The organism is Xanthobacter aminoxidans, from assembly GCF_043193615.1.
Lineage (GTDB): Bacteria > Pseudomonadota > Alphaproteobacteria > Rhizobiales > Xanthobacteraceae > Xanthobacter > Xanthobacter aminoxidans.
In genome coordinates this window covers 713,187-731,035 of sequence record NZ_JBAFUS010000002.1, presented here as the reverse complement: position 1 = coordinate 731,035, position 17,849 = coordinate 713,187, and the positions used below count along the sequence as shown (strand labels likewise).

General features: G+C 67.2%; 19 protein-coding genes. 6 read left to right on the top strand and 13 right to left on the bottom strand.

The window, feature by feature from the left end; all coding sequences use genetic code 11:
• Window positions 1-4 precede the first annotated feature (4 nt).
• The 12 genes from rpsJ to fumC form a co-directional block, all read right to left on the bottom strand.
• Window positions 5-313: a 30S ribosomal protein S10 gene (rpsJ, locus tag V5F74_RS12390; RefSeq protein ID WP_012113701.1), complete on the bottom strand. Its 309-nt coding sequence runs from the start codon at window positions 311-313 to the stop codon at window positions 5-7.
• A gap of 65 nt (window positions 314-378) precedes the next feature.
• The gene (gene tuf / locus V5F74_RS12385) at window positions 379-1,569 is read right to left on the bottom strand and encodes an elongation factor Tu (RefSeq protein WP_029557786.1); all 1,191 of its coding nucleotides are present in this window, start codon (window positions 1,567-1,569) and stop codon (window positions 379-381) included.
• Between the two features lie 65 nt (window positions 1,570-1,634).
• Window positions 1,635-3,710, bottom strand: a complete 2,076-nt coding sequence (fusA, locus tag V5F74_RS12380; RefSeq protein ID WP_024278438.1) for an elongation factor G — start codon at window positions 3,708-3,710, stop codon at window positions 1,635-1,637.
• 17 nt (window positions 3,711-3,727) lie between these two features.
• Window positions 3,728-4,198 carry a 30S ribosomal protein S7 gene (gene rpsG, locus V5F74_RS12375; protein ID WP_024278437.1) on the bottom strand — a complete coding sequence of 157 codons (471 nt, stop codon included), beginning with the start codon at window positions 4,196-4,198 and terminating at the stop codon, window positions 3,728-3,730.
• Between the two features lie 17 nt (window positions 4,199-4,215).
• Window positions 4,216-4,587 (bottom strand): 30S ribosomal protein S12, encoded by a 372-nt coding sequence (rpsL, locus tag V5F74_RS12370; RefSeq protein ID WP_012113697.1) that lies wholly within the window; start codon window positions 4,585-4,587, stop codon window positions 4,216-4,218.
• Window positions 4,588-5,127: 540 nt separating this feature from the next.
• The gene (locus V5F74_RS12365; RefSeq protein ID WP_394008342.1) at window positions 5,128-6,111 is read right to left on the bottom strand and encodes a malate dehydrogenase; all 984 of its coding nucleotides are present in this window, start codon (window positions 6,109-6,111) and stop codon (window positions 5,128-5,130) included.
• A gap of 149 nt (window positions 6,112-6,260) precedes the next feature.
• Window positions 6,261-6,644, bottom strand: a complete 384-nt coding sequence (locus V5F74_RS12360) for a hypothetical protein (RefSeq protein WP_156026415.1) — start codon at window positions 6,642-6,644, stop codon at window positions 6,261-6,263.
• 92 nt (window positions 6,645-6,736) lie between these two features.
• Window positions 6,737-7,399 (bottom strand): TPM domain-containing protein, encoded by a 663-nt coding sequence (locus V5F74_RS12355; RefSeq protein ID WP_394008340.1) that lies wholly within the window; start codon window positions 7,397-7,399, stop codon window positions 6,737-6,739.
• A gap of 67 nt (window positions 7,400-7,466) precedes the next feature.
• Window positions 7,467-8,306, bottom strand: coding sequence for a TPM domain-containing protein (locus tag V5F74_RS12350; protein WP_394008904.1), 840 nt, complete (start codon window positions 8,304-8,306; stop codon window positions 7,467-7,469).
• A gap of 28 nt (window positions 8,307-8,334) precedes the next feature.
• Window positions 8,335-8,946, bottom strand: a complete 612-nt coding sequence (locus V5F74_RS12345; protein WP_024278433.1) for a LemA family protein — start codon at window positions 8,944-8,946, stop codon at window positions 8,335-8,337.
• A 93-nt stretch (window positions 8,947-9,039) separates the two neighbouring features.
• Window positions 9,040-9,639 (bottom strand): ParB-like protein, encoded by a 600-nt coding sequence (locus V5F74_RS12340; protein ID WP_024278432.1) that lies wholly within the window; start codon window positions 9,637-9,639, stop codon window positions 9,040-9,042.
• 105 nt (window positions 9,640-9,744) lie between these two features.
• Window positions 9,745-11,133 carry a class II fumarate hydratase gene (gene fumC, locus V5F74_RS12335; protein ID WP_029558964.1) on the bottom strand — a complete coding sequence of 463 codons (1,389 nt, stop codon included), beginning with the start codon at window positions 11,131-11,133 and terminating at the stop codon, window positions 9,745-9,747.
• 245 nt (window positions 11,134-11,378) lie between these two features.
• On the opposite strand from fumC, the gene V5F74_RS12330 reads away from it, so the two are divergent.
• From V5F74_RS12330 to V5F74_RS12305, 6 genes are all read left to right on the top strand, one after another.
• Window positions 11,379-11,594: a DUF4169 family protein gene (locus V5F74_RS12330; protein WP_309298293.1), complete on the top strand. Its 216-nt coding sequence runs from the start codon at window positions 11,379-11,381 to the stop codon at window positions 11,592-11,594.
• A complete protein-coding gene (locus V5F74_RS12325) occupies window positions 11,575-11,853 on the top strand; it encodes a ribbon-helix-helix domain-containing protein (protein ID WP_024278429.1) in 279 nt (92 codons plus the stop codon). Before V5F74_RS12330 ends, V5F74_RS12325 begins: the two co-directional genes overlap by 20 nt.
• Window positions 11,854-12,143: 290 nt before the next feature.
• The gene (gene hflK, locus V5F74_RS12320) at window positions 12,144-13,277 is read left to right on the top strand and encodes an FtsH protease activity modulator HflK (RefSeq protein WP_029558965.1); all 1,134 of its coding nucleotides are present in this window, start codon (window positions 12,144-12,146) and stop codon (window positions 13,275-13,277) included.
• Window positions 13,274-14,188, top strand: a complete 915-nt coding sequence (gene hflC / locus V5F74_RS12315) for a protease modulator HflC (RefSeq protein WP_029558966.1) — start codon at window positions 13,274-13,276, stop codon at window positions 14,186-14,188. The genes hflK and hflC overlap by 4 nt, the downstream gene beginning before the upstream one ends.
• Before the next feature lie 17 nt (window positions 14,189-14,205).
• Window positions 14,206-14,394 (top strand): DUF2065 domain-containing protein, encoded by a 189-nt coding sequence (locus tag V5F74_RS12310; protein WP_024278426.1) that lies wholly within the window; start codon window positions 14,206-14,208, stop codon window positions 14,392-14,394.
• 352 nt (window positions 14,395-14,746) lie between these two features.
• On the top strand, window positions 14,747-16,237 hold the full coding sequence (locus tag V5F74_RS12305; RefSeq protein WP_374253539.1) for a DegQ family serine endoprotease: 1,491 nt from the start codon (window positions 14,747-14,749) through the stop codon (window positions 16,235-16,237).
• 221 nt (window positions 16,238-16,458) lie between these two features.
• Here the strand turns inward: V5F74_RS12305 and V5F74_RS12300 are convergent, their stop codons facing one another.
• A complete protein-coding gene (locus V5F74_RS12300; protein ID WP_394008335.1) occupies window positions 16,459-17,823 on the bottom strand; it encodes a glutamate--tRNA ligase in 1,365 nt (454 codons plus the stop codon).
• Between the last annotated feature and the right edge of the window lie 26 nt (window positions 17,824-17,849).

The following is a 17,849-nucleotide window of genomic DNA, read 5'->3' as shown; positions in this document are numbered from 1 at the left end:
CACGTCAGAGCTTGATTTCGACGTCAACGCCGGCGGCGAGGTCGAGCTTCATCAGCGCGTCCACCGTCTGGGGCGTCGGATCGACGATATCGAGCAGGCGCTTGTGGGTGCGCATCTCGAACTGCTCACGCGACTTCTTGTCGATGTGAGGCGAACGGTTGACGGTGAACTTCTCGATCCGCGTGGGCAGCGGGATCGGGCCGCGCACCTGCGCGCCCGTGCGCTTGGCCGTGGCGACGATCTCGCGCGTCGACGCATCGAGGATGCGGTGATCGAACGCCTTCAGGCGAATTCGAATGTTCTGGCCGTTCATGGCTCAATTGGCTCCAGGAAGAGGAAACGCGCACGCCGGTGCGCAGCGCGTTTCGTTCTTGTTGATCACTCGATGATGGCAGCGACGACGCCGGCGCCGACGGTGCGGCCGCCTTCACGGATGGCGAAGCGCAGCTTCTCCTCCATGGCGATCGGAACGATCAGGTGCACGTCCATCGACACGTTGTCGCCCGGCATCACCATCTCGGTGCCTTCGGGCAGCGTGCACACGCCGGTCACGTCCGTCGTGCGGAAGTAGAACTGCGGGCGGTAGTTGGTGAAGAAAGGGGTGTGACGACCACCCTCTTCCTTCGTCAGGATGTAGGCCTCGGCCTTGAACTTGGTGTGCGGCTTCACCGAACCCGGCTTGCACACGACCTGGCCACGCTCCACGTCCTCGCGCTTGGTGCCGCGCAGCAGGATGCCGACGTTGTCGCCAGCCTGGCCCTGGTCGAGCAGCTTGCGGAACATCTCGACGCCGGTCACGGTCGTCTTCACGGTCGGGCGGATGCCGACGATCTCGACTTCCTCGCCGACCTTGATGATGCCGCGCTCGACACGGCCGGTCACCACGGTGCCGCGGCCGGAGATCGAGAACACGTCCTCGATGGGCATCAGGAACGGCAGGTCGATGGGACGCTCGGGCTGCGGGATGTAGGCGTCGACCGCCTCCATCAGCTTCAGCACCGCGTTCTTGCCCAGCTCCGGATCGCCGTTCTCCAGCGCAACCAGCGCCGAGCCGCGGATGATCGGGATATCATCGCCGGGGAAGTCGTACTTCGAGAGGAGCTCGCGCACCTCCATCTCCACGAGCTCCAGGAGCTCCGGATCGTCGACCATGTCGCACTTGTTCAGGAACACCACCAGCGCCGGAACGCCGACCTGACGGGCGAGCAGAATGTGCTCGCGGGTCTGCGGCATCGGGCCGTCGGCGGCCGAAACCACCAGGATCGCGCCGTCCATCTGCGCCGCGCCGGTGATCATGTTCTTCACATAGTCGGCGTGCCCGGGGCAGTCGACGTGCGCGTAGTGGCGGTTGTTGGTCTCGTACTCAACGTGAGCGGTCGAGATCGTGATGCCGCGCGCCTTCTCTTCCGGCGCCTTGTCGATCTGGTCGTACGCCGTGAACGTCGCGCCGCCAGACTCCGCAAGGATCTTCGTGATCGCTGCCGTCAGCGACGTCTTGCCGTGATCAACGTGACCGATCGTGCCGATGTTGCAGTGCGGCTTCGAGCGGTTGAACTTCTCTTTGGCCATGGGACTCTCCGTTGGGTCTCGCTGGCGGGATCCGAAAGGGTGAGGTGGGGTTCAGGCCTCTACGCTCAAGCGTATTTGGCCTGGACCTCCTGAGCGACGTTCGACGGCACCTGCTCGTAGTGGTCGAACTGCATGGTGAACGTGGCGCGGCCCTGGCTGAAGGAGCGCAGGGTGTTCACGTAGCCGAACATGTTGGCCAGCGGCACCATCGCGTTGATGACGTTCGCATTGCCACGCATGTCCTGGCCCTGGATCTGGCCACGACGGGAATTCAGGTCGCCGATGACCGAGCCGGTGTAGTCTTCCGGGGTCACCACCTCGACCTTCATGATCGGCTCCAGCAGCACCGAGGTGCCCTTCTGCAGGGCCTCACGGAACGCCGCGCGGGACGCGATCTCGAACGCCAGGGCCGACGAGTCCACTTCGTGGAACGCGCCGTCGGTGAGCGTCACCTTGACGTCCACCACCGGGAAGCCCGCCAGCACGCCGGCGCCAAGCACGCTCTCGAGGCCCTTCTGGACGCCCGGGATGTACTCCTTCGGCACCGCGCCACCGACGATGGCGCTCTCGAAGGCGAAGCCCTTGCCGGCCTCGTTCGGCTCCACCGTGAACTTCACCCGCGCGAACTGGCCGGTACCACCGGTCTGCTTCTTGTGGGTGTAGTCCACCTCGGTCTTCTTCGTGAGGGTCTCACGATAGGCGACCTGCGGAGCGCCGATGTTGGCGTCCACCTTGTAGGTGCGCTTCAGGATGTCGACCTTGATGTCGAGGTGCAGTTCGCCCATCCCCTTGAGGATGGTCTGGCCGCTCTCGAAGTCGGTCGACACGCGGAAGGACGGATCCTCGGCAGCCAGCTTCGACAGGGCGATGCCCAGCTTCTCCTGGTCGGCCTTGGACTTCGGCTCGATCGCGATCTCGATGACCGGCTCGGGGAATTCCATCTTCTCCAGGATCACGGCCTTGGCCGGATCGCAGAGGGTATCACCCGTGCGCACATCCTTGAGGCCGGCGAGGGCGACGATGTCGCCCGCATAGGCTTCCTTGATGTCTTCCCGGTTGTTGGCGTGCATCAGCAGCATCCGGCCGACGCGCTCACGCTTGTCGCGGGTGGAGTTGAGCAGGCCCATGCCGGTTTCCATCTTGCCGGCGTAGACGCGGCAGAAGGTGATGGTGCCGACGAACGGGTCGTCCATGATCTTGAACGCGAGGACGGAGGTCGGCTCGTCGTCCGAGGGAAGACGCACGGTGTCTTCCTCGGTCTTGAAGTCGATGCCCTTGATCGCGCCGCGATCGATCGGCGACGGCAGATAGTCCACCACCGCGTCGAGCAGGGGCTGCACGCCCTTGTTCTTGAAGGCAGAGCCGCAGAACACGGGATTGAACTTGCGGCCGATGACGGCGAGGCGGATCAGGCGCTTGAGGGTCGCCTCGTCCGGCTCGGTGCCGTCGAGATAGGCAGCCATGGCGTCGTCGTCGAGCTCGACGGCGGCTTCCACCAGCTTGTTGCGGTATTCGGCGGCCTTGTCGGCGAGATCCGCGGGGATCTCCTCGTCATGGTACTTCGCGCCGAGGGCTTCATCTTCCCACACGACCGCCTTCATGCGGACGAGGTCGATGATACCCTTGAAGTTGCTCTCGGAACCGATCGGGAGCTGGCAGCACACCGGGTTGCCGGCGACTCGGTCCACGATCATCTCGACGCAGCGGTAGAAGTCGGCGCCGATCTTGTCCATCTTGTTGACGAACACGACGCGCGGCACGTTGTACTTGTCTGCCTGGCGCCACACGGTCTCGGTCTGCGGCTCGACGCCCTGGTTGCCGTCCAGCACGCACACGGCGCCGTCGAGCACGCGGAGCGAACGCTCCACCTCGATGGTGAAGTCCACGTGCCCGGGGGTGTCGATGATGTTCAGGCGCTTGCCCTGCCAGATAGCGGTCGTCGCGGCAGACGTGATGGTGATGCCGCGTTCCTGCTCCTGGGTCATCCAGTCCATGGTGGCAGCGCCATCATGGACTTCACCGATCTTGTGGCTCTTGCCGGTGTAATAGAGGATCCGCTCGGTGGTCGTGGTCTTGCCGGCATCAATGTGGGCCATGATGCCGAAGTTGCGGTAGTCCTCGATCGCGTGAGTACGGGGCATCGCTCAGTCCTCTCCGATCACCAGCGGTAATGCGAGAACGCGCGGTTGGCTTCGGCCATCCGGTGCGTGTCTTCGCGCTTCTTCACGGCGGAGCCGCGATTGTTGGCAGCATCGAGCAGCTCGGCGGAGAGACGCTCCACCATGGTCTTCTCGTTGCGGGCGCGGGCCGAGGCGATGAGCCAGCGGATCGCGAGGGTCTGGCGACGCTCGGTGCGCACCTCGACCGGAACCTGGTAGGTCGCGCCACCGACGCGGCGGGAGCGAACTTCCACCGCGGGAGCAACGTTCTCGAGCGCCTGGATGAAGACCTCGACCGGATCGTGCTTCGCCTTGGCCTCAACCACGTCGAGAGCGCCGTAGACGATGCCTTCGGCGACCGACTTCTTGCCGTCGCGCATGACGGAATTCATGAAGCGCGACAGGGTGGTGGAGCCATACTTGGCGTCCGGGATGACTTCGCGGCGCTCGGCCTTGTGACGACGGGACATCGTTCAGATCCTCACTATCACTTCGGCCGCTTCGCGCCGTACTTCGAACGGCGCTGCTTGCGGTTCTTCACGCCCTGGGTATCCAGCACGCCACGCAGGATGTGGTAGCGCACGCCGGGAAGATCCTTCACGCGGCCGCCACGGATCATCACCACGGAGTGCTCCTGAAGGTTGTGACCTTCACCGGGGATGTAGCCGATCACTTCGTAGCTGTTGGTGAGCCGCACCTTGGCGACCTTACGAAGAGCCGAGTTCGGCTTCTTCGGGGTCGTCGTGTAAACGCGCGTGCAAACACCGCGCTTCTGCGGGCTCGCCTGGAGCGCCGGCGCCTTGTCGCGCGCCTTCTGCGCTTCGCGCGGCTTACGGATCAGCTGGTTGATCGTCGGCATGTACGCCTTCGCCTCGTCCTGATCTGCGGCCTCGGCCGCATTCCTTCATTTCGACGACCCTTTTGAAGGATCGCCACGACTGGCCCCGAAAGGGCCTGAATTCCCTTCGCACCAACGAACACGAAAGGCGCCGTCCACCGCCCAAAAGGGGGCAGACACGCCTTTCTCGCGACAGAGGATCACAACGCGCTATACCGGGGCTTTTTTCCCGGCCGGCGCCGCGATCATGCACCTGAAGTTATCGCAGTGCTGTTCCTGGCAGCGTTTCGGCTTCAAGATTGGCCCTTCAAGCACTTGGAAGCGCTGATTTCGAAGGGAACAATCACTCAGACGCCGACCGCCTGCCGCGAAAGTGGGCTGCTTCTAACCGGAGAGTCGCCGAACGTCAATAAGGAACGCGCCGACTTTCCCGTAATTACGCGGCTTTGAGGCTTACGAAGCCGTGACCGCCGTCATAAATCGCCGCCACCCTGCCGGCAATTCATGTTTTTTTAACAAATGCCCCCGCCCGCGGCGCGGGAGGGGGCGATCTGAAAGGAATCAGGCCAGGAGGGCGGCGACGCCGTCGCGCTCTTCCAGCAGCTCCTTGAGGGTCTTGTCGAACTGGGTCTTGGAGAAGTCGTCCATGGGCAGGCCCTGGACCACTTCGTACTCGCCCGCGGTGCAGATGGCAGGCATGCCGAAAACGATGCCCTCGGGCACGCCGTAGGAGCCATCGGAGGCCACGCCCATGGACACCCACTTGCCGGCGGTGCCGTGGATCCAGTCATGCATGTGGTCGATGGCGGCATTGGCCGCGGAGGCCGCGGACGACAGGCCACGGGCCTCGATGATGGCGGCGCCGCGCTTGCCGACGGTCGGCAGCAGGGTCTCGCGATACCAGGTCTCGTCGTTGATGAGCTCCGGCAGCGGCTTGCCCTTCACGGTGGCGAAGCGGTAGTCGGCATACATGGTCGGGGAGTGGTTGCCCCACACCGCCACCTTCTCGATGTCCTTGCTCTCGACGCCGGCCTTGGCCGCGAACTGCGACAGCGCGCGGTTGTGGTCGAGGCGGAGCATGGCGGTGATGTTGCGGGCCGGCAGGTCCGGGGCGCTCTTGGCGGTGATGTAGGCGTTGGTGTTGGCCGGGTTGCCGACCACCAGCACCTTCACGTCGCGCTTGGCCACCTCGTTCAGCGCCTTGCCCTGGACCTTGAAGATCTCGGCGTTGGCGGAGAGGAGGTCGGAGCGCTCCATGCCCTTCGAGCGGGGACGGGCGCCCACGAGAATCGCGGCGTCGATGTCCTTGAAGGCGACCTTGGGATCATCGGTGATGACCACGCCCGCGAAATTCGGGAAGGCGCAATCCTCGATCTCCATCACCACGCCCTTCACGGCACCCTGCGCCTGCGGGAGGTCGAGAAGCTGGAGGATGACCGGCTGATCCTTGCCGAACAGGTCGCCGTTGGCGATGCGGAAAAGGAGAGAATAGCAAATCTGACCGGCGGCGCCCGTGACTGCGACGCGAACGGCGGGTTTGGTCATGAGAAGAAGCCCTTTGCCTTGGATGAGCCCCGAAGGCTCGGGCGCGCAATCTATGCTGCGGCGCGGCCGATGGAAAGGCGCTCGCGGGCCCCTCAATCGGCCATGCCGCACGACCTTCGGCTAAGCGCCTCGGGGCCGGGGCTTCCCTTTCAGACGTTGGCCGGGACCGGCGGAAAGGCGGCGGCCTTGAGAAAGGCGAGCGTGCTCTCAAGCTCTTCCGGCGTCACCGCGTAGTCGTAGACGCCGTCATACAGCCCGAAGAGGCTGCCGCTGATCTCCACATGGAGCTTCGGCGGCGTGTCCGTCCCTGCGGGCAGCAGGCGGCAGGCGACGGTGACGTCGGGACCCGACACATCACCCCGGCAGAGAATGGCGGCAGGCCCGCTGGCCCTCAGGTCGTAGAGCTTGATGATGGTCACGTCCTTGGGCCCATCGGGATCGATGCGGATGAAGCCCTTGTCGCCCGCCGTCTTCTCCAGCGTGATGCTGTAGCGCTGACCCTTGGCGTCCACTGGATTGACTGTAACCAGCATGATGTCCTCCCCCACCACCTCAAGGCGGCCAGGCCGGACAATACAACCAAAAAGAGCGTCGAGAAATAAAACAACCGACGAGGGCGCCGCTGTTACAGCACCACCACGTGATTGGGCATCTCGTTGCGGTCGTCGGGCTTGCGCGGGAGGGGGCCGGCGAGGAGGTCGCCGGCCTTCTCGACGCCGGCGACCAGCCCTTCGGCGAGGCTCCCCTGCCGGGCGCGGGCGGCCACCGCATCGCAGATGTCGCGCCACGCGGCGGCGCCCAGCGGGCCGTGCGCGGCATCGTCCGCCACCACCTCCACCAGGCGCTCGCGCGCGGCGGCGAAGATGAGGATGCCGGTGCGGCCCTTGGTCTGCGGGATGCCGTAGCTCAGGAAGGTCTCGATGGCCGCGTTGCGGGCGGCCGCCTTGAGCGCGAGGCGGGGCACCGCCTTCTCGGCCATTCCGGGCATGAGGAGCGCGGCGGCGAGAATGACGAACAGCGTGGCTTGCAGCGCCAGCGCCGAGAGCGCCGGCATGGGATAGGCCAGGACGATGAGCCACGGCAGCACCAGCGCCGCCAGCGAGGCCCACAGGATGGAGAAGAAGGGGTGCTGCACCAGCGGCGCCCGCGTCACCACCACGCGGATCTCGGCCGATGTCTTCCCCTCGGCCAGCGTCACCGCCTCGGCGATGCGCTGGAGCGCGTGCTGCGGCAGGCCGTAGCGGCCCGCATCCTGGGTGGTGGTCGTCGTGGCGGATTGCTGGTTCACGCGAGCCCCTCCCCTGCACTGGCGCGCCCGAAGTTTGCAGGTGCGCGGTAAAATCGCAAGGGCGGGCCTACCAATCCCCAGACGCGCCGCCGCCACCGGAGGAGCCGCCGCCGCCCGACCAGCCCCCGCCGGAGGAACCGCCGGACCAGCCGGAGCCGCTGCCCCATTCCCACGAGATCGGACCGCCAGCCACCGCGCCGCCGCGCCGCCTGCGGGCTGCAGGGCCGCCCGGCCCACCGCCGCGCATGACGCGCCAGATGATGAAGCCCATGAAGATGACCATCACCGCGAAGAAGATGAGGTTGTCCACCTCCTCCTCGGTCCAGTCGGAGGATTCCAGCTGTTTCGCCCGCGCCTTCGCCTCGTCCGGGTCGAGGTTCAGGATTTCGAGGATGGCGTCCGTGCCCTTCACGATGCCCGCCGCCATGTCGCCGGACTTGAAGGCGGGCACGATGGCGTTGCGGATGATGGTGGCCGACACCGCGTCGGTGAGGATGCCTTCGAGGCCGTAGCCCACCTCGATGCGCACCTTGCGCTCCGCGGGGGCGACGAGGAGGAGCACGCCATTGTTCTTCTTCGCCTGCCCGATCTGCCAGGTGCGGAACAGGCGGTTGGCGTAATCCTCGATGGAGGTGCCCTGCAGCGAGGGGACGGTGGCAACGACCAGCTGGTCGGTGGCCTTCGCCTCCTGCGCCGCCAGCTTGGCATCGAGCGCGGCAAGGGTGCCGGGGTCGAGCACATGGGCGGCGTCCACCACCCGTCCGGTGAGGGGCGGGAAGGTCAGTTCCGCCCAGGCGGGCGCGACGCCTACGGACGCGATGGCGAGGCACAGCGCCAGAAGGCCGGCCAGCGCGAGCGCGAAGCCCGCGACCGGTCTGTGGACCGCAAAGGCGCGCGGCCGGCCCATCTGGTGGCCCATCGCCGTCGCTCCCCGCTCAGTTGAACTTCACCTTCGGCACCTGCATCTGCTGCTCGGAGATGGTGAAGGTCTCCATGGGCTTGTAGGCGCGATAGAGGGTGGCGGCCCACAGGGCGCCCGGGAAGGTCTTCAGCTCGGTGTTATAGACCCGCACCGCCTCGATATAATCGCGCCGCGCCACCGCAATGCGGTTCTCCGTGCCCTCGATCTGCGATTGCAGGGCGAGGAAGTTGGCGTTGGACTTCAGGTCCGGATAGGCCTCCGACACCGCGATCAGCCGCCCCAGCGCGGAGGACAGGCCCGCCTGCGCATCCTGGAACTGCTTGAACTGCGCCGGGTCGGTGACGGTGGAGGCATCGACCTTGATGGAGGTGGCCTTGGCGCGCGCCTCGATCACCGAGGTCAGCACATCCTTCTCCTGGGCGGCGTAGCCCTTCACGGTCTCGACGAGATTTGGAATGAGGTCGGAGCGGCGCTGGTACTGGTTCAGCACCTCGCTCCACGCCGCCTTGGCGCGCTCCTCCTCGGTGGGAATCACATTGATGCCGCAGCCCGCCAGCGTCAGCGCGGCCAGCATGGCGAAGAGCGGCGCCCGCAGGCGGGCAAATTCACGAAGAACGATGGACATGGTGGCCCCTCCCCTGTCGCCGCATCCCGGCAGCGGCGTGCTTATAACACGGCAAAGGTCGAGAAAGGTTCCGGGACAATCCGGATGCCCTGCTCACGCCTTGCCCAGATACCCCGGCAGATCCTGCGCCTCGTCCAGCAGCGACACCTTCACGGCCAGCTTCTCGGCCAGCGCGATATCGGTCTCCAGCAGCCGCGTGGTCATGAAGGAGCGGTAGTAATTGCCCCACATGAATTCCTGGAACGGCGTGTCCTCGTTGGCATAGGCCTTCCCGCGCACGCCGCGGGCGAGCGTGCGCCAGGGGTTGTCGGTGAGCTCGCTCACATGGCCAGGGATCTTCAGGCAGGGGCGGCGGTTGCCGTCCACGTCGATGGGCCAGCACAGGCCCTCGGTCTCCATGCGATGCCAGAAGGCCTTGAGGTCGAGGCTGGACCAGTCGGCCCGCGCCTCGCCCAGCAGCACGGTCTCGTCGCCCACGGCGAGCAGAGCCCGGCACAGATGGTGATGGTCGATGATGTAGAGCCGGCGCTTCGGCCCCACCACGTAGGGCACCGGCCGGCTCTCCTTCAGCGTCCTCAGCTCGCGGCGGGAGAGCTTGCGCATCTGCGCGGCCCGCCGCTCCACCTCCTGCAAGCCCAGCGTCAGCTGGGTGGGGTTGAGCGCCGCGATGTCGATCTCGGTGAGGTCCGCCATTCGATTCCCTGCCCTGCCTGCGCGACGGCTGGAGCAGGCCCGAAAACGAAGGCGGCGGCAACCCGTGCCGGGTGCCGCCGCCAAGCTTCAACGACCGGGAATCGATCAGCCGGGAGAGATCATCTTCTCCGGCCGCACCACCGCGTCGAATTCCTCATTGGTCACATAGCCGCCGCCCACGGCCTCCTCGCGCAGGGTCGTGCCCTTCTTGTGCGCGGTCTTGGCGATCTTGGCGGCGTTGTCGTAGCCGATCTTCGGGGCGAGCGCGGTGACGAGCATCAGCGAACGCTCCAGCGCCGCCTTGATGTTGTCCTCGCGGGCCTCGATGCCGACCACGCAATTGTCGGTGAAGCTGATGGCCGCATCGGCCATCAGGCGCACCGACTGGAGGAAGTTGTAGGCCATCACCGGATTGTAGACGTTGAGCTCGAAATGGCCCTGGCTGCCGGCGAAGGTGAGCGCGGCGTTGTTGCCGAAGATCTGCACGCAGACCTGGGTCAGCGCCTCGCACTGGGTGGGGTTCACCTTGCCCGGCATGATGGAGGAGCCGGGCTCGTTCTCCGGCAGCGACAGCTCGCCGAGGCCGGAGCGCGGGCCCGAGCCGAGCAGGCGGATGTCGTTGGCGATCTTGAACAGGGAGGCCGCCACCGTGTTGATGGCGCTGTGCGAGAACACCATGGCGTCGTGGGCGGCGAGCGCCTCGAACTTGTTGGGCGCCGAGGTGAAGGGCAGGCCGGTGATGCCGGCGATCTGCGCCGCCACCTTCTCGGCGAAGCCGACCGGGGCGTTGAGGCCGGTGCCCACCGCGGTGCCCCCCTGCGCCAGCTCCATGAGGGCCGGCAGGGTCATCTCGATGCGCTTGATGCCGTTCTCGACCTGCTGGGTGTAGCCGGAGAATTCCTGGCCCAGCGTCAGGGGCGTCGCATCCTGGGTGTGGGTGCGGCCGATCTTGATGATGTCCTTCCACTCGGCCGACTTGGCGGCGAGCGCGCCGTGCAGGTGCTTCAGCGCCGGCAGCAGGCGGTGGACGATCTCCTCCGCGCAGGCGATGTGCATGGCGGTGGGGTAGGTGTCGTTGGACGACTGGCTCATATTGACGTGATCGTTGGGATGCACGGGCTTCTTGGAGCCCATCTCCCCGCCGAGCATCTCGATGGCCCGGTTCGAGATCACCTCGTTGGCATTCATGTTGGACTGGGTGCCGGAGCCGGTCTGCCAGACGGCCAGCGGGAAGTGGGCGTCGAGCTTGCCCTCGATCACTTCCTGGGCGGCGGCGACGATGGCGTCGGCGAGCTTGGGATCGAGGCGGCCGAGATCGCGGTTCACTTCCGCCGCGGCGCGCTTGACGATGCCGAGGGCGCGCACCACCGGCAGCGGCTGCTTCTCCCAGCCGATCTTGAAGTTGCCGAGCGAGCGCTGCGCCTGCGCGCCCCAGTAGCGGTCGGATTCAACCTCGATGGGACCGAATGTGTCGGTCTCTGTGCGGGTGGTCATGGCGGGCCTTTCCTTAAGACGCGGGCGCGCGGCTCTTAGCACAGCTCACGCCCGCTGGGGGAGGCGGACCTCCACCCTAAAATAGTTCCAGAGAGGTAGCGGAGGGATGTTACCTCCTTGGAATTTAGCCATATCTTGACCGTGCTCAATGAGGTAAAATTCCTCTGCGGGCTAAGTGGCCTGACGCGTGACGCCGGCCGTACAGAAGATCATCTGCCGTCGGCGCGGAGGAATCCGACGGCAAGGTGAGGCAAGCGTTGGGCGACGTGGTCAATCTTCACCGGGCGCGCAAGGCGCGGGCCCGTCAGGCGGCTGATGCGGCAGCCAGCCAGAATCGGATCCGATTCGGTCGGACCAAGGCTGAGCGTCAGCAACAAGCGGACGAGCACGCGCGGCAAGAGCGCCACCTTGAGGGCCACGCCCTGACCGAGAGGGATGAACATGAAAAGCCCCGTGGTTAAAAGATCCATCGTCATTGCCGGGCACAAGACCAGCGTCAGTCTCGAGGATGCCTTCTGGGAGGCTCTGAAGGAGATTGCGAGCGGCCGCCGGCTTACCCTGTCCGATCTCGTGGCGACCATCGATTCCGGCCGTTCGCAGGGGAATCTCTCCTCCGCCATCCGCCTGTTCGTGCTCGACCATTATCGCGGCGCCGCCACCCAGGCGCGCGCCCAGGCCGCAGGAGAACGTCTCCAGGTCTCCAGCCCTCCCGTTGCGTAAGCGCGAGGTCAACCTTATCTGCGGACTGAGCTGACCGCGCATCGCGTTGAAAGGCGGTGCACGGTTTCCTATAACCACCTGGCCCGGCGGGGCAGGCCTGACGCGGCGTGCCACGTCCAGGTCCTTCCCGCCGAACGGGTTTGTCCGGCAGATGTGCTCCCCAGCGGAGTCGTTTGCCTCGGGCGACCCGCTGCGGGCGGCGTGCTAGCGTGCGGCCAGTCCGCATCCGCGCCGGTGGCAGGATCAGCGACGCGGGTGCCGGTGGCGGCACCGCCCACGGGAGACGACGGATGTCGTGGAAGAATCAGAGTGGCGGCCCATGGGGTAATGGGCCGCGGGGTCCCTGGGGTTCGGGACCCTCTTCATCGGGACCGACGCCGCCAGACCTTGAAGACCTGATCCGCCGCAGCCAGGACCGCCTGCGCTCCATCATGCCCGGATCCTTCGGGACCAACGGCATCATCCTCGTCATCGCGCTCGTGGTGGCCGGCTGGTTCCTCTCCGGCTTCTATCGCGTGCTGCCCGACGAGCAGGGCGTGGTGCTGCGCTTCGGCAAGTTCGTCGGCATCACCCAGCCGGGCCTCAACTATCACTGGCCCTATCCCGTCGAGACCGTGCTCACCCCCAAGGTGACGTTCGTCAACCGCATCGACATCGGCATGCGGGTGAGCGAAGACCCCCGCCGCAACGGCACCCGGACCACCGACGTGGCCGAGGAAAGCCTGATGCTCACCGGCGACGAGAACATCGTCGACGTGGACTTCTCGGTGTTCTGGGTCATCAACAACGCCGAGGAATACCTGTTCAACGTTCAGAACCCCGAGGGCACCATCAAGGCCGTGGCCGAGAGCGCCATGCGCGAGGTCATCGGCCGCACCAACATCCAGCCCATCCTCACCGGCGCCCGGCAGGGCATCGAGACCGGCGTGCAGGAGCTGATGCAGCAGGTGCTCAACGGCTACAAGGCCGGCGTGCAGGTCACCCAGGTGCAGATGCAGAAGGTCGATCCGCCGAGCCAGGTCATCGACGCCTTCCGCGACGTGCAGGCCGCCCGCGCCGACGCCGAACGCGCCCAGAACGAGGCGCAGACCTACGCCAACCGCGTGCTGCCCGAAGCCCGCGGCGAGGCCTCCCGCATCGAGAATGCGGCCCAGGCCTATCGCGAGCGGACCGTGGTGGAAGCCCGCGGCCAGGCCGCCCGCTTCCTCAAGGTCTATGACGAGTACCAGAAGGCGAAGGAGGTCACGCGCCAGCGCATGTACCTCGAAACCATGGAGCGTGTGCTCGGCAGCGTGGACAAGGTGCTGGTCGATCCCTCCGCGGCCCGACAGGGCGGCAGCGGCGTCGTGCCCGTCCTGCCCCTGACCGACACGATCCGCCGCGCCCCGGCGCCGGCCACGCAGCCCCAGGGAGCCGCCCGATGAGAAATCCGGTCTTCGGCGGCGTCCTCGCCGTCCTCGGCGTCATCGCCCTCGTCCTCGTCTATTCGTCCGCCTTCATCGTCAGCCAGACCCAGCAGGCGCTGGTGCTGCGCCTCGGCGAGCCGCTGGCGCCCGTGACCTCGCCCGGACTGCACTGGAAGGTGCCGTTCATCGACAGCGTGGTCTATATCGACAACCGCATCCTCGACCTGGAAAACCCCCAGCAGGAAGTGATCGCGGCGGACCAGAAGCGCCTCGTGGTGGACGCCTTCGCGCGCTACCGCATCACCAACCCGCTGCGCTTCTACCAGTCGGTGGGCACGGTGCAGGGCGCCAATTCCCGCCTCTCCACGGTGCTCAACTCGGCGCTGCGCCGGGTGCTCGGCGAGAACACCTTCATCAGCGTGGTGCGCGACCAGCGCGAAGGGTTGATGCGGCAGATCAACGAGCAGGTGAACCGCGAGGCGGCCAACTTCGGCATCACCGTGGTGGATGTCCGCATCCGTCGCGCCGATCTGCCGGAAGCCAACAGCCAGGCGGTGTTCCAGCGCATGCAGACCGAGCGTCAGCGGGAAGCGGCGGAAATCCGCGCCCAGGGCAACGAGGCCGCCCAGCGCCTGCGTGCCCGCGCCGATCGCGAGGTCACCATCGTGGTGGCGGAGGCGACCTCCAAGGGCGAGCAGCTGCGCGGCGAAGGCGACGCGGAACGCAACCGCATCTTCGCCGATGCCTACCAGCGCGATCCGGACTTCTTCGCCTTCTACCGCTCCATGCAGGCCTATGAGGCGAGCATGAAGTCGTCCGACACCCGCATGCTGCTGGCGCCGGATTCGAACTTCTTCCGCTTCTTCCAGAGCCCCACCGGAGTGTCCGCGGCAGGCGCGCCCGTCGCCCTGCCGGCGGCCGGCAACTGACCGGCCCGGCAGGCGGCATGAAGGACCTCCTGGCCGCCCTCGGCCTCATGCTGGCCATCGAGGGCCTGTGCCTCGCCGCCTTTCCGGGGGCGTGGCGCAAGGCCATGCGGGCGGTCCTCCACGCGCCGGAAACCCCCATGCGCCTCGCCGGCCTCGGCGTCGGCGCGCTGGGGGTGCTGGTGGTGTTTCTGGTGCGCAGCTTCTGAAGGCGGGGCTTTCCGGCCCCGTTTTCCAATCCATCCATCCGCGTGATCGCCCGGCTCGTCCGGGCGATCCACGTTCGGGCCGCAGGTGGGCCCGCTTGCCGGGAGCACTCACGCGGCGCGGTGGATCCCCCGAACAAGCCGGGGGATGACGAACGGTGAGGTACGCGGACGCCCGGCAACTGAACGGGGAACGACCACGGGCGGCATGGCGGCCCCTGTCGCAGGCTGCCGGCGGTGAGATTGCCGCAATCGTCCCTGACTGTGCGCCCTCCCCCGCCGGATCGTGAGCATCGCGGGGCTTGCGCCCGGAGCGCTGGCGTCGCAGCCTCTGGGAATGATCTCGAGGACAGCCATGCCTGCACCGTTCGTGCCTTCCCGTCTCCTTCCCGGCCGGTCCCGGCTGCCCGCGCTGCTGCTGGCGGCGGCGGTGGCCTTCACCGGCATCGGCAGCGCGCCGCTCCATGCCGCGCCCGGCAAGGGGCCGGATACGGTGGCGGACGTGGCCGAGAAGGTGATGGACGCGGTGGTGAACATCTCCACCTCGCAGAACGTCGCCCCTTCCCGCTCGGTGCCCGCCCCGCAACTGCCGCCGGGCTCGCCCTACGAGGATTTCTTCGACGAATTCTTCAAGCGCCGCCCAGAGGATGGCAGCGAGCAGCGCTCGCGCCGCGTCTCCTCGCTGGGCTCCGGCTTCGTCATCGATCCGTCCGGCTTCATCGTCACCAACAACCACGTCATCTCGGATGCCGACGAGATCTTCGCCAATTTCAACGACGGCTCGAAGCTGAAGGCCGAGGTGGTCGGGCGCGACACCAAGACCGACCTCGCCTTGCTCAAGGTAAACCCGCCCAAGCCTCTCGTGGCGGTGAAGTTCGGTGACAGCGAGAAGCTGCGCGTGGGCGACTGGGTGATGGCCATCGGCAACCCGTTCGGCCTCGGCGGCACGCTGACGGTGGGCGTCGTCTCCGCCCGCAACCGCGACATCAATTCCGGCCCCTACGACAACTTCATCCAGACGGATGCGGCCATCAACCGGGGCAATTCCGGCGGCCCGCTGTTCAACATGAATGGCGAGGTGATCGGCATCAACACCGCCATCATCTCCCCCTCGGGCGGCTCCATCGGCATCGGCTTCGCCGTGCCCTCGGCCACCGCGCAGCCGGTGATCGCCCAGATCGAGCAGTTCAAGGAAGTGCGGCGCGGCTGGATCGGCGTGCGCATCCAGCCCGTCACCGAGGACATCGCCGAGAGCCTCGGCCTCGGCAAGCCGCGCGGCGCGCTCATCGGCGTGGTGACGGAGAACAGCCCGGCCGCCCAGGGCGGCATCAAGGCCGGCGACGTGATCGTTAAGTTCAACGGCCGCGACGTCAAGGAAGTGCGCGACCTCACCCGCACGGTGGCGGACACCATGGCCGACAGCGAGGTGGAGGTGGTGGTGATCCGCAAGGGCAAGGAGGAGACCCTGCGCGTCAAGGTCGCCCGCATGCCCGAGGACGACAAGCCGGAGGCCTCGAAGCCCGCCCCCGAGGCGCAGAAGGTGCCGCCGAAGAAGGCGCTCGGCATCGAGCTCTCCGCCATGAGCGACGACCTGCGCAAGCGCTTCAAGATCAAGAGCGAGATTTCCGGCGTGGTCATCACCGACGTGGACCGTTCGTCCCCCGCCTCCGACAAGGGGCTGAAGGCGGGTCAGGTCATCGTGCAGGTGGGGCAGGAAGCGGTGGCGAGCCCCGCCGACGTGGAGAAGCAGATCGACGCCCTGCGCAAGGCCGGCAAGCGCTCCGCCCTGTTCCTTGTCTCCGACGGCGAGGGCAAGCAGGAGTTCGTGACGGTGCCGCTGAACTGAGGGCGGCGCTGTCCCGACTTTGGCGCCCTCGACCCGGGTGCCCAGCACGGCGTCAGGGGACGGGAGCGATCCCCTCCATTTCGATGCATCGTCATGCCCGGGCTCGTCCCGGGCATCCACGTGGAGCGGCTGGGGATAGCTTTCAGACCGCTACACCATCGGCCCGACGTGGATGCCCGGCACAAGGCCGGGCATGACGGCGGTTTCGTCACGCCGGCGTGCTACCCCACGTCGCCCCTCAGCCGTCGCTCCGCCCGCGCCCGGCCCATCAGCGGCAACAAAGCGGCGAGTTCGGGCCCGGTCTCGCGGCCGGTGAGGGCGAGGCGCAGCGGGTGGAAGAGGCCCCGGCCGGAACGCCCCGTAGCCGCCTTCACTGCCCCCGTCCACACCTTCCATGTGGTGCCGTCCCACGGCTCGGCCGGCAGCAGGCCGGCGGCCTCGGCGAGGAAGGCGCGATCCGCGTCCGCGATGACGCCCGCCTGCGGCGTGGCGACGATCTCCCACCAGCCCCGCGCATCCTCAAACCGGGAGAGGTTCGCGCGCACCGCCATCCAGAACGCCGCCCCGGCGCCGATGCCCGCCGCCTGAAGCCGCGCGGCGGCGGCGGCGAAGGGCATGAGGTGCAGGGTGCGGGCGGTCAGCGCATCGAGGTCCGCCGGATCAAAGCGGGCGGGCGCGCGGGAGATGGCGGCAAGGTCCAACATCGCCGCCAGCGCATCGAGGCTGTCCACCGGCTCCACCGCATGAGAGGTGCCCACCAGCACCGAGAGCGCGGCCACCGCCAGCGCCTCCTGCCCCGCCTCGCGCAACGCCCCCAAGGAGAGGTGGCCGAGCCGCTTGGAGAGGCCTTCGCCGGACGGAAGGGTCAGCAGATTGTGGTGGGCGAAGCCGGGCACCGGGCCGCCCAGCGCCTCGAAGATCTCGATCTGCACCGCCGTGTTGGTCACGTGGTCTTCGCCCCGGATCACCTGCGTGACGCCCAGCGCCAGATCGTCCACCACCGAGGGGAGCGTATAGAGGAAGCTGCCGTCGGCGCGCACCAGCACGGGGTCCGAGAGGGTGCTGGTGTCCACCTGCTGCTGGCCGCGCACGCCGTCGTCCCACGCCACCACGCGATGGTCGAGCCGGAACCGCCAGTGCGGGCGGCGGCCCTCGGCCTCCAGCCGGGCGCGGTCTTCGGGCGAGAGCGCGAGGGCGGCGCGGTCATAGACCGGGGGCAGGCCGCGGGCGCGCTGGAGGCCGCGCTTGAGGTCCAGCTCCTCCTCAGTCTCGTAGGCGGGATAAAGGCGGCCCATGGCCTTCAGCCGCTCCGCCGCCGCCGCATAGTCCGCGAGCCGGTCCGACTGGCGCACGGTGACATCCGGCGCAATGCCGAGCCAGGCGAGGTCGGCGGCGATGGCGTCCGCATATTCGGCCCGGGAGCGGGCGGCGTCCGTGTCGTCGAAGCGCAGGATGAACGTGCCGCCAGCGCGGCGGGCGATCAGCGCATTGAGGAGCGCGGTGCGGGCATTGCCCACATGGATCAGGCCGGTGGGCGACGGGGCGAAGCGCAGCACGGGCGCGGGATTTCGCAGGGGAGCGGACATGAGGAGCCCATAACCCGCCTTGCGGC

Coding starts and splice junctions, on each gene's coding strand:
- V5F74_RS12360 (WP_156026415.1), bottom strand. CDS start 6,644: ATGCTGGTTACAGTCAATCCAGTGGACGCCAAGGGTCAGCGCTACAGC.
- fusA (WP_024278438.1), bottom strand. CDS start 3,710: ATGCCCCGTACTCACGCGATCGAGGACTACCGCAACTTCGGCATCATG.
- V5F74_RS12365 (WP_394008342.1), bottom strand. CDS start 6,111: ATGACCAAACCCGCCGTTCGCGTCGCAGTCACGGGCGCCGCCGGTCAG.
- V5F74_RS12300 (WP_394008335.1), bottom strand. CDS start 17,823: ATGTCCGCTCCCCTGCGAAATCCCGCGCCCGTGCTGCGCTTCGCCCCG.
- V5F74_RS12310 (WP_024278426.1), top strand. CDS start 14,206: ATGAAGGACCTCCTGGCCGCCCTCGGCCTCATGCTGGCCATCGAGGGC.
- V5F74_RS12350 (WP_394008904.1), bottom strand. CDS start 8,306: ATGGGCCGGCCGCGCGCCTTTGCGGTCCACAGACCGGTCGCGGGCTTC.
- V5F74_RS12340 (WP_024278432.1), bottom strand. CDS start 9,639: ATGGCGGACCTCACCGAGATCGACATCGCGGCGCTCAACCCCACCCAG.
- rpsJ (WP_012113701.1), bottom strand. CDS start 313: ATGAACGGCCAGAACATTCGAATTCGCCTGAAGGCGTTCGATCACCGC.
- V5F74_RS12305 (WP_374253539.1), top strand. CDS start 14,747: ATGCCTGCACCGTTCGTGCCTTCCCGTCTCCTTCCCGGCCGGTCCCGG.
- V5F74_RS12345 (WP_024278433.1), bottom strand. CDS start 8,946: ATGTCCATCGTTCTTCGTGAATTTGCCCGCCTGCGGGCGCCGCTCTTC.
- hflK (WP_029558965.1), top strand. CDS start 12,144: ATGTCGTGGAAGAATCAGAGTGGCGGCCCATGGGGTAATGGGCCGCGG.
- rpsG (WP_024278437.1), bottom strand. CDS start 4,198: ATGTCCCGTCGTCACAAGGCCGAGCGCCGCGAAGTCATCCCGGACGCC.
- hflC (WP_029558966.1), top strand. CDS start 13,274: ATGAGAAATCCGGTCTTCGGCGGCGTCCTCGCCGTCCTCGGCGTCATC.
- V5F74_RS12325 (WP_024278429.1), top strand. CDS start 11,575: ATGAAAAGCCCCGTGGTTAAAAGATCCATCGTCATTGCCGGGCACAAG.
- tuf (WP_029557786.1), bottom strand. CDS start 1,569: ATGGCCAAAGAGAAGTTCAACCGCTCGAAGCCGCACTGCAACATCGGC.
- fumC (WP_029558964.1), bottom strand. CDS start 11,133: ATGACCACCCGCACAGAGACCGACACATTCGGTCCCATCGAGGTTGAA.
- rpsL (WP_012113697.1), bottom strand. CDS start 4,587: ATGCCGACGATCAACCAGCTGATCCGTAAGCCGCGCGAAGCGCAGAAG.